Raw genomic sequence first — 10883 nt, 5'->3', positions numbered from 1 at the left:
AGCGCTGTGTTTACAGGCAGTAAGACCGGCATAACTTACGGCGCTACTTTAACCCTGCCAAAAGTAAATAAGCCTTGCCCGGCAGTGGTTATTGTATCGGGCACCGGTAAGCAGAATAGGGATGGTGCAATGGCAGGGCATAAACTGTTTTTAACTATCGCCAATTACTTGTCTAATCATGGCATTGCTGTTTTGCGGGTAGATGACAGGGGTACAGGAAAAACAACCGGCGTTTATGAAACGGCCACTACTGCCGATTTTGCCGACGATGCTTTAAGCGCCGTTGATTATTTGAAAACCATAACAGGCATCAACCCCAATAAAATAGGCTTGCTTGGCCATAGCGAAGGCGGGGCTGCTATAAGTATCGCGGCAGCAAACTCAACCGATGTTAAATTTTTGGTTAGCGTAGCTGGTTTGGCCACTAACGGGTTGGAGGCACAGATACTACAAAATGAGGCGTTGGTTAATTCTGCCCCCATTCCCGATTATGACAAAAAACGCTTTAACCAGGTAGATTCATTGATGTTTAAAACGGCATTGCAATATGCTGATGCCGATGATATGGAGAAACACCTGATGGATACTTTTGAGGTATGGCGTAAAAAAGACAGCGTTTATTTTCAAACGCTCCATGTACAGTTTGATCATTTCAGGTTTCCTATTTACAGCTGGAGTAAAACAGCCGCGGGGCCTTGGTACAGGTATTTTATTAAATATGATGCTGCAAAATTCCTGACCAGGGTTAAAGTACCCATACTGGCGCTTAATGGAGATAAAGACCTCATGGTTGCTTATAAACAAAACCTGGATAACTGGAAAAAATATCCAGAGATGGGAGGGAACAAAGATGTTACTACCGTGGTAATGCCGGGCTTGAACCATCTTTTTTTGCCCTGTGTAAAATGTAACTTACAAGAGTACCCCGAAATAAAATCAGATTTTTCGCCGGATGCATTGAAGATCATTAGCGATTGGATCACTAAAAAATTTAACTAAGGCTTTCGCAATCAAATTTTAATCATCGATAAAATAAACTGGCAACGGATAGCTTTCTGGCTATTCGCTTGGGTGACTATTGTTTTAAAAATACTTCTTGAATATCAATACGCAATTATTAAAGCTAAAAATGAATCCTCTATATAAAAAAATCCCTGCAATAGGTATCGCGATTACAGCTGTATGGGCAGGGTTTGGTAGCCTGCCGGTTACTGCACAGGCTATTAACGCCACGCATGCCAATAAAGCAACCTCGGTGTTAATACCTTTTGATAAGGCTGTGCGCACGGGCAAACTGCCTAATGGATTAACTTATTACATCCGCCACAACGAAGAACCTAAAAATCGGGTAGTATTTTACCTCGCCAATAAAGTAGGGTCGATACTTGAAGATGACGACCAGCAGGGGCTGGCCCATTTTTTAGAGCACATGAACTTTAATGGCACAAAGCATTTCCCTAAAAGCGAACTGGTTAATTACCTACAAAAAAATGGCGTACGTTTTGGTGCCGATCTTAACGCCTACACGTCGTTTGACGAAACCGTTTATCAGCTGCCCTTACCATCAGATGATCCTGCGGTTTTGGCAAAAGGCATACAAATAATGCGCGATTGGGCGCAGGAAGCAACACTCGATCCGGTTGAGATCGATAAGGAGCGGGGAGTGGTTTTAGAAGAGGAGCGATTGGGTAAAGGAGCAGACGAACGCATGGAACGAAAATACTGGCCCATGTTGTTAAATAACTCACGCTATGCAAACCGGATCCCTATCGGTAAAGACGAGGTTTTGAATAATTTTAAGCCGCAAACTATCCGCAGGTTTTACCAGGATTGGTACCGCCCCGATCTACAGGCACTGATCGTTGTTGGGGATATCGACGTAAACCAGATGGAGGTCAGCATCAGGCAAAAATTTAGTGACCTTAAAAGTCCGCTTCATGAACGCTCCCGGACAGCATATAATGTGAAGCTTAACGGTAAAAATCACTTTATGGCGCTTACCGATAAAGAAATGACCTCGACAGTGGCGCAGGTGATAGTTAAACTCCCCGGTACAGGGCTAAAAACAACAGCCGACTATCGCCAGGCCATCACCCGGCAATTGTTTAATATCATAATAGATGAAAGGCTGAACGATAGAAAACATCAACCAGAACCTCCGTTCATCAATGCATCAATAGGAGCAGGGGAGCTGCTGGGCGGCGTAGATCAACTTTCGGTACAGGTTGAAGCCAACCCCGGTCAACTGGAAAAAGGGTTTAAGGCAGTTTGGCAGGAGGTTTACCGGGTAAAAAGCCTGGGCTTTACCCAAACCGAATTTGAACGCGCCAAACAAAGCTACCTGAGTAAAATGGAAGCCACTTTAAAAGAGCGGAACAAAGTAAATTCGGATAGTTATGTTAACGAGTATCTGCAATACTTTTTAAAAGGCATCGCTTCGCCGGGTATTGAGTATGAGTACGCCCTGATAAAAAAAGATTTGCCGGGTATTGATCTTCAGGAGTTAAACCAGCTGGCCAATATTATGATCAAAGCAACCGACAGGGATATCCTGATCCAGGCACCTAAAAGTAGCCGCTCATCTTTACCAAACGAAAGCAAAGTAATTGAATGGATGCATACGGTTGAGCAGGAAAAGCAATCGCAGTATGTTGACCGGGTAAGCGATAAGCCTTTGCTGAGCTCGTTACCACAAGGTGGCAGCATATTAAGTAGCCAAACGGATAACGCCCTTAACATCACAACTATCGAACTTGCCAACCATATAAAGGTTGTACTTAAGCCGACTGTTTTTAAAGATAACCAGATATTGTTTAATGGCTTTGCTCCGGGAGGTACTTCTGTTTATAACGATGGCGATTACCAATCTGCAGCTAACGCTACTGCTATCGTATCCTCATTTGGAGCCGGCAATTACAGCGCGGTTGAACTGGCTAAATTTATGGCAGATAAACAGTTTGCCGTGAAAATGTTTATGGGCGAAAGAACACAAGGCGTAAGCGGATCAGCAACACCGGCCGATCTTGAAAACGCTTTAAAGCTGCTTTACGCTTATTACACCCAACCCAGAAAAGACCGGGATTTATTTAATGGTTTAATAAGCCGGGCGAAGGCAGGCCTTGTAAATCGTGCAAATTCGCCGGGAGGTGTTTTTCAGGATACCGTGAACGCTGTGCTGGGTAACCATAATATCCGCAGAACCGGGCCGAGCTTAAAAAAAATAGAACAGATCGATTTGGATAAGGCCTTTGATATTTATCGCCAAAGTTTTGGCAATGCGGGGGGTACTACTTTCACTTTTGTTGGCAGTTTTGATGTAAAAACTATCCAGCAATTGCTGGTGAAATATCTGGGAAGCCTGCCTGCTTTGGATAAACCGGCTGATGCTAAAGATCTGGGCATACATATCCCCGAAGGAAAGCAGGAGGTACGTGTTAATAAAGGTTCAGAGCCAAAATCGACCGTTATGTTGGTATGGTCAGGCGAGTTTGATTATAACCAGGCAAACCTATTTGCAATGGATGCCATGAAAGAGGCGCTGGAGATACGTTTACTGGAAAGGTTACGTGAAGAAGAAAGCGGGGTGTATTCGCCAACAGTATCTTTAAACATAGCTAAGCTACCGCAATCGAGATTTTCGCTTATTGTCAACTTCGGCTGCGCACCGCAAAATACCGATAAGCTTATAGCTTCGGCATTGGATGAAGTTGATAAGCTTACAAAAAACGGTCCCAACCAGGTTAATATTGATAAATGGCGTGCCGAGCTTAACCGGAGTAACGAAACCGAGATGCAAACCAATACCTGGTGGCTCGCCTACATCAACGGTCAACAACAAAACTCGGAAGCTTTGAACCAACTGGATACTTTTCCGGCATTGATCAATGCCGTGAGTGTTGATGATGTCAAAAATATGGCTGCTAAAAACATCAATGGTAAAAACCTAATCAGGCTTATTCTTTTGCCCGAAGCGCTTCCTTTTTAATAAAAGTTCAGTAAATCAGCTCATCGTTCTTTATCGTTTTTCATATAGTAAAATGAGATCAGTTTAGCAGTTTCAGCGCATCCATTTGAGCTAATGGATGCGTTTTTTCAACAATGTGGTTCCAACCTAATGTTTGTGCTGAAAATCAGAATTGATTTTTTGGCTGGAAGATATGTTAAACCGAAAAAAACGATGGTTTGTTAAGCGTTTTCCGGAAAATATCCGGTTTTTTTCAAACTCGTTGATACTGAAATTTGGTTACCTGAAATTTACGGTCAGTTTATAATTAAAACTATGGTGAAGGAATTGATATACGCAGAAATAAGTCCCGAAATTCGAAATAAATTCGATCAACTATGGCATATGGTGGGCAATACCCCAATGCTCGAATTGCATTTTGAATACCGGGGCAAACCGGGAAGTATTTTTGTAAAGTGCGAAAATTACAATCTTACCGGGAGTGTGAAGGATAGGATGGCTTTGTACATTCTGCACCAGGCATATAATCAGGGCAAAATCAAAACTACAGACACTATCGTTGAGGCTACAAGTGGAAATACAGGTATCGCGTTCTCCGCAATAGGAAAAGCTTTGGGGCACAATGTTATTATCATGATGCCCGATTGGTTGAGCCGCGAGCGTATTGATATCATCAAAAGCCTTGGTGCAAAAATAAAACTGGTTAGCAAACAGGAGGGTGGCTTTTTAGGCAGCATCCGCCTTGCCGAAGCCATGGCCCAGGTATCCGATAAGTATTTTCTTCCCCGCCAGTTCGAAAATACTTTTAATGCTGAAGCCCACCAATTAACTACCGGCCCCGAGATATGGGAACAGTTAAAAACAGTAGGTAAAACGCCCGACGCTTTTGTTGCCGGTGTTGGTACCGGGGGCACGGTAATGGGAACGGGCGCTTACTTAAAGCAGATGAACCCTGGCATCTTCATCCATCCGCTTGAGCCGGCTGAAAGCCCAACCCTAACCACAGGTTACAAAGTGGGTAGCCACCGGATCCAGGGAATTTCGGACGAGTTTATACCTCAAATTGTAAAGCTCGATGAATTATCAGAAGTAGTACAGGCGAATGATGGCGACGCGATATTGATGGCCCAGAAACTTTCAAGTCAGCTGGGGTTGGCTGTAGGCATATCATCGGGTGCTAACGTTATCGGCGCTATCAAACTAAAACAACAGCTTGGCGAAAATGCTACCGTGGTGACCCTCCTTTGTGATAGTAACAAGAAATACCTGAGCACAGACCTGGTTAGGGACGAGCCTGTTCGGGATGAATACATATCCAGCTTCACCACCTTCAAAAACTACACCCCCATGAGCCGCCTGGCAGCTCATCCATTTATTAACGAGATAACTAAAACCAAACAAACTATATGAAAAAATTAACAATACTTGCCGCATGCCTGCTATTGGGCAGCATGGTTAAAGCACAGATATTACAACCTGTACACTGGAGTTACGCGGCAAAGAAAATAAGCGCGACCGAAGCTGTTGTATTTATGAAGGCCACCATTGATGAGGGCTGGCACATTTACTCGCAAAATGTAAAAGATGGCGGCCCGATAAAAACCAGCTTCACGTTTAAAAAATCGACAGATTACACACCGGTTGGTAAACCCACCGAACCAACCCCGATAAGCCGGATGGAGAAAACGTTCGGCATGGAAGTTAGCTATTTTGAAAAGAGCGTCATTTTCCAACAAAAAGTAAAACTTAAGAAAGGAAAAGCAACAATCAACGGTAGCCTGGAATACATGACCTGCAACGATCAGAAATGTTTACCACCCGAGGATATCGACTTCAGCATCCCTGTAAAATAATCTCAATCATTTAAGGTGTTTAAACAAATTATAACAGCCAAAATGGCTTTATCAATGTTAAGTAATAAGCGTATTTTATCGGTAAGCATCATTGGTTTATTGGTGCTACTCACGCTTAGTTCGTTTTGTTGCATGCCGCATGAAACGCCGGATACAGTATCAAGTGCTGATTTGACTTTCACACCGGTACAGCAGCCAAAAGCGCCCGTAGTTACAGCTCCAAAAGCAAGTAACGATGGTAAACCAAAAGTTATACAGGCCCCAAAAAACACAACCCAACCGGTAGGTAAGCAAAAAAGCCAAAAAACCTTATGGGCAATTTTTTTAGCTGGATTGGCGGGTGGTTTTGCTGCCCTGCTTATGCCCTGCATATTCCCCATGCTGCCCTTTACGGTAAGCTATTTCACCAAGCAATCGCATTCCCGGTCAAAGGCTATACGGATGGCTGTTTTTTATGGCTTAAGTATCATCGCCATTTACGTAGTGTTAGGCTTAGTGATCACTATGATTTTTGGTGCCGACGCGCTCAATAACCTGGCAACCAATGGCGTATTTAACTTATTGTTTTTTGCACTGCTGGTTGTTTTTGCCACTTCATTTTTTGGCGCGTTCGAGATCACTTTACCTAATAGCTGGGTAAATAAAATGGATCAAAATGCCGATAAGGGTGGCGTGTTAGGCCTCTTTTTTATGGCTGCCACCTTATCGCTGGTTTCATTTAGCTGCACCGGGCCGATTATTGGTACATTACTGGTACAGGCAGCTGTGAGTGGTGCCTTGCTGGGGCCTGCAATTGGCATGTTTGGGTTTTCGCTGGCTTTGGCTTTGCCGTTTACACTGTTTGCCATGTTTCCATCGTTACTTAAATCACTGCCGCAATCGGGTGGTTGGTTAAATAGCGTGAAGGTGGTGCTTGGCTTTTTAGAACTGGCACTTTCGCTCAAGTTTTTAAGTAATGTTGATCTGGCTTACCACTGGCATTGGTTTGACAGGGAAGTGTACCTCGCTTTATGGATTGTGATTTTTGCGCTGATGGGTTTCTACCTGTTGGGTAAACTGTCCTTTGCGCATGATAGCGTTGTAAAGCATATCTCGGTAATGAGGTTGTTCCTGGCTATACTCATCCTGTCGTTTACAGTGTATATGGTTCCTGGTTTATGGGGCGCTCCGCTAAAAGCTATCAGCGGTTTTTTACCTCCAAAAGCCACACAAGATTTTGATCTTAGTAATTCATCACCTACATCAACATCGATCCAAAGCGATGCCCATCCTCAAAAATACGTGTCGCTGTTTGATAAGCCAAAGGGCTTCAATCCATTTTTTGATTATGATGAAGGAATAGCTTATGCTAAAAAAGTGAATAAGCCTGTCATGATCGATTTTACAGGCCATGCATGTGTTAACTGCCGCAAAATGGAAGAAAACATCTGGCCAGATGCGCAGGTTTCGCAAGCCATCAATCAAAATTGTGTGCTGATACAGCTTTATGTAGATGATAAAACTGATCTGGCTACCACTGAGCAAACAGTTACCCCCGAGGGCCGTAAAATAAAAACTATCGGCAACAAATGGAGCTATCTGCAAACCTCACGTTTTCAGGCTAATTCACAGCCATTTTATGTGCTGCTTGATCCGAAAACCGAGCAGGTACTTGTAGCACCGCAGGGGGCTGATTACAATGCAGTCAGCTTTTACAAATTTTTAAAAAGCGGTTTAGACGCATATCGCCAATAATCTTCATTTCGTTCTTTTAAAATAAGTTTAGTTAATAGAAAAGCACCCGGAAGAGGGTGCTTTTTTTATGCTTTATTACAACTGGTTTATATAAAGATGCAGGTTAAATAGGGTAGGCTGTCTCGCTTTTGGTTTCAGATAAAACAAAAAAACTCTGCACAGTGGTAATATTGGGCAGGGTAGCTAACTTATGCCGATAAAACTCATGATAGCTATCCATATCTGCAGTAACAATCCGTAAAACAAAATCAAAAGTACCTGTCATCTGAAAGCACTCCATAACCTCCGGAAAGGTGATCACCTTTTTTTCGAAAGTACTTAAAGTTTCAAACGTATGATCGTTCAGCAGTACTTGCGTAAAAGCAAGCAGGTTTTTATTAACCTTCTTCCTATCTAAAATGGCTACTGTTTTCAGGATATATCCTTCCTGCTTTAAACGCCTGATGCGCTCATGAACGGTAGATACCGATTTTCGCAGCTTGAAGGCAATTTCTTTATGAGTTAATTCAGCGTCTTTTTGTAATATGTTCAGGATATCAAAATCTGTTTTATCTAAGTTACTCATGCCTGCGGGTGGAAACGCCCTTATCGGATAACGATAAAAGCGCCTATAAATATACTCGTTTTTACTGAATTGGTACGAACAAAAAGGCTGCACCACTTGTGTGATGCAGCTTTTTTGTTAATCTGCCAATTTAAAAAAGGCAGTATCAAACCTGGTCTATTTGTTTGATAAAATATAATCTGTCAAAATCTGACCTGCTTCTCTTTTGGTAAAATCCAGATCATCTTTTTTGCCGTTGGTTTCGCCTTTTTTTAGGGTTGGTAAGCCCATGGCTTTGCGTATTAAATTATCCCGGTTACGCGCCGCTGCTTCATTAGTTTCGCGTTGCTTTTTAAAATCGGTTTCAGTTAAACTGATGTTTTTTACCATCTCGTTCCTGTTCAGGTAAGCTATCATATCGGTAAAGTACTGGTACGCCGGGCTGCTTTTAGCGCGCTCGTTATGCAACTTTGTTAAGCTGGGGATGATATTGTCGAAACTTCCAACCGGTTTGTAGTCTGTTTTGGCAATGGTGTCCCACGGTAATGCTGATGGCTCGGTATCTTCACCATATTTAGAGGCTTGTATCAAGCTTGGCAAATCAATATCTGGCGTAACACCTTTATGTTGGGTTGAACTACCTGTAATGCGATAAAACTTGGCCATGGTTAAGTTAAGCTGTCCAAATTTATTACCTTCCGGGCTATCTGCAGCCGAATCTTCATTAGTGTTTGCAACGGCGCGATCAAGGCTAAGCTGTGTTTGTACAGTTCCTTTACCGTAGGTTTGTGACCCTAAAATCAATCCGCGACCGTAATCCTGTATCGCGGCCGCGAAAATTTCGGAAGCCGAAGCGCTATAACGGTCAACCACTACAGCCAGCGGACCGGCATAAGTAACACTTGTATCCCTATCCTGGTCAACCTGGACCTGGCCGCGGGTATTCCGTACCTGCACTACCGGCCCTGATTTAATGAATAAGCCGGTTAACGCTATTGCCTCGGTTAATGAACCGCCGCCATCCTGCCGCAGATCTATCATCACACCATCAACCTTCATGGCTTTCAGGGTATCAAGTATCAGCTTTACATCGCGGGTGGTGCTTTTATAGTTCTGGTTTCCGGCCTCGTAAGCCTTAAAATCCATGTAGAAGGATGGAATTGTAATTACGCCTATTTTTGTTGTTTTTCCATTGGTATTGTAGGTGCGGATCTCCTTTTTTGCCGATTGCTCTTCCAATATCACCTTGTCGCGTACGATGTCAACGATGGTAGGTTCGTCGGTAGCGCTTTTGCCTTTGGGTAACAGTTTTAGCCTCACAACAGATCCTTTTTGGCCACGGATCACCGATACAGCGTTTTCGAGTCTCCAGCCAACTATATCTTCAAATTCGCCATCTTTTCCCTGGGCCACCGCAAGGATACGGTCGTTAATACCAACCTGTTTGCTTTTGGCCGCCGGGCCGCCCGCTGTTAGTGCGCTGATGGTTACATATTCATCTTCAATGCCCAAAGTAGCACCAATACCCTCTAACGACCGGGCCATTTGTATATTAAACTGCTGGGCGTAAAAAGGATTAAAATAATTGGTATGCGGATCGACTGAATTGGTAAACGCGCCCATGAATATCTGGAAAACATCCTGCCCGGTCATCTTTTCTGCCTGGTCTAAAAGGCTTTGGTAGCGTTTTTTAAGCGTTTGCTTGTTTTTATCCATATCGGCAACAACCACACTCAGGTTCAGCAGATCGTACTTAACGCGTTTGCGCCAGTTCTCGTCCATTTCCTGTTGTGTTTTAATAAATGGAAGGTCCCTCCTGTCGTAAACGTAAGTTTCTTTTTTGTTGAGATCGGTGTTTTTATCTAATAATGATAACGCATATGTCCATCGTTCTTTAAAACGTTTTTGGTAAACGTTAAAAATGCCGAAAGCACCAGCTAACTCGCCTGCCTTAATATTATCATCCAGCTTGTATTTTAGTTTATCAAACTCGTCAACATCGGCAGCCAATAAATAATTGTGATTAATATCCAGGCTTTTGATGTAACGGTCGTAGATAAGTGCCGAGATCGAATCGTTAAGGGTGATACTTTTATAATTGGCTGTGGTTATCAGTTTGGATACTATCCTGGAGGCCTCTGCTTGCTTATCATCGGGATGAAGCTGGCCTGCTGCATTTTGGGCATTCAGGTTTTTGGGTGCAGTGAAAATAAGCAGCCCAAAAATTGAAAGTAACGGAATTGATTTTTTTAACATATTGTTTTTTAACTGAGTTTGTGGGAAGTGCCGCTGTGTTTTTTACGTAACAAGTAAGTATTAATTAATTCAAGTTGCTCAAAAGAATGGAATCTATAAACGTCCGGTTTTTAGGTCTTAAAAGGTGGATGCCAATTGCAGAGCCTGATAAGCATTCACAATTCCCCCTGTACGGCATAACTCGGTAAAGGGAACTTCTTTGTTATCAAGCAATACCTTATGATCCACCTTAACCACACTTTGCAAAATAATATCTTTTACCTGCTGGGCCTTAAGTTTTGGGTAATACTCACGGATCAATGCCGCCAAACCTACCACTACGGGGCAAGCCATGCTGGTACCGTCAAAATAAGCATATTTGGAGCCTGGTATACTGCTGTAAATTTGCACCCCGGGAGCAAAAACGTCTACAGCGGTTTTGCCGTAATTAGAAAACGGTGCTTTGAGCAGGGCATCATCTTTATGCGCTGAAGCACCTACAACGATCCAGGCCCCTGCTTCGCTACCATTTGCATATTTACGATTGGGAAAG

The 10883-nt window shown here is 43.1% G+C and carries 8 protein-coding genes; 5 read left to right on the top strand and 3 right to left on the bottom strand.

The window, feature by feature from the left end; translation table 11 throughout:
* The 5 genes from VF500_RS27090 to VF500_RS27070 form a co-directional block, all read left to right on the top strand.
* Positions 1 to 999 (top strand): alpha/beta hydrolase family protein (locus VF500_RS27090; RefSeq protein WP_330862659.1); only part of this gene is annotated, 999 nt, incomplete at its 5' end.
* 130 nt (positions 1000 to 1129) lie between these two features.
* Positions 1130 to 3985 (top strand): M16 family metallopeptidase, encoded by a 2856-nt coding sequence (locus VF500_RS27085; protein WP_330862658.1) that lies wholly within the window; start codon positions 1130 to 1132, stop codon positions 3983 to 3985.
* A gap of 294 nt (positions 3986 to 4279) precedes the next feature.
* Positions 4280 to 5374 (top strand): cysteine synthase family protein, encoded by a 1095-nt coding sequence (locus VF500_RS27080; RefSeq protein WP_330862657.1) that lies wholly within the window; start codon positions 4280 to 4282, stop codon positions 5372 to 5374.
* Entirely contained in the window at positions 5371 to 5817 is a 447-nt protein-coding gene (locus VF500_RS27075) for a protein-disulfide reductase DsbD domain-containing protein (protein WP_330862656.1), read from the top strand. Before VF500_RS27080 ends, VF500_RS27075 begins: the two co-directional genes overlap by 4 nt.
* A gap of 42 nt (positions 5818 to 5859) precedes the next feature.
* Positions 5860 to 7551: a protein-disulfide reductase DsbD family protein gene (locus tag VF500_RS27070; protein WP_330862655.1), complete on the top strand. Its 1692-nt coding sequence runs from the start codon at positions 5860 to 5862 to the stop codon at positions 7549 to 7551.
* A gap of 103 nt (positions 7552 to 7654) precedes the next feature.
* Here the strand turns inward: VF500_RS27070 and VF500_RS27065 are convergent, their stop codons facing one another.
* The 3 genes from VF500_RS27065 to VF500_RS27055 all read right to left on the bottom strand — a co-directional run.
* On the bottom strand, positions 7655 to 8116 hold the full coding sequence (locus VF500_RS27065; protein ID WP_330862654.1) for an Lrp/AsnC family transcriptional regulator: 462 nt from the start codon (positions 8114 to 8116) through the stop codon (positions 7655 to 7657).
* A 156-nt stretch (positions 8117 to 8272) separates the two neighbouring features.
* The gene (locus tag VF500_RS27060; protein ID WP_330862653.1) at positions 8273 to 10351 is read right to left on the bottom strand and encodes a carboxy terminal-processing peptidase; all 2079 of its coding nucleotides are present in this window, start codon (positions 10349 to 10351) and stop codon (positions 8273 to 8275) included.
* 117 nt (positions 10352 to 10468) lie between these two features.
* Positions 10469 to 10883 (bottom strand): S8 family serine peptidase (locus VF500_RS27055; protein WP_330862652.1); only part of this gene is annotated, 415 nt, incomplete at its 5' end.

Source organism: Mucilaginibacter sp. (assembly GCF_036383575.1).
In the GTDB taxonomy this organism is placed as follows: domain Bacteria; phylum Bacteroidota; class Bacteroidia; order Sphingobacteriales; family Sphingobacteriaceae; genus Mucilaginibacter.
The sequence above is the reverse complement of the archived record's forward strand: the minus strand, read 5'-3'. Positions and strand labels throughout refer to the sequence as shown.

Excerpts from the sequence above, each read along its gene's own strand:
- VF500_RS27060 (WP_330862653.1), bottom strand. The coding sequence starts at position 10,351 with ATGTTAAAAAAATCAATTCCGTTACTTTCAATTTTTGGGCTGCTTATT.
- VF500_RS27085 (WP_330862658.1), top strand. The coding sequence starts at position 1,130 with ATGAATCCTCTATATAAAAAAATCCCTGCAATAGGTATCGCGATTACA.
- VF500_RS27065 (WP_330862654.1), bottom strand. The coding sequence starts at position 8,116 with ATGAGTAACTTAGATAAAACAGATTTTGATATCCTGAACATATTACAA.
- VF500_RS27070 (WP_330862655.1), top strand. The coding sequence starts at position 5,860 with ATGGCTTTATCAATGTTAAGTAATAAGCGTATTTTATCGGTAAGCATC.
- VF500_RS27080 (WP_330862657.1), top strand. The coding sequence starts at position 4,280 with ATGGTGAAGGAATTGATATACGCAGAAATAAGTCCCGAAATTCGAAAT.
- VF500_RS27075 (WP_330862656.1), top strand. The coding sequence starts at position 5,371 with ATGAAAAAATTAACAATACTTGCCGCATGCCTGCTATTGGGCAGCATG.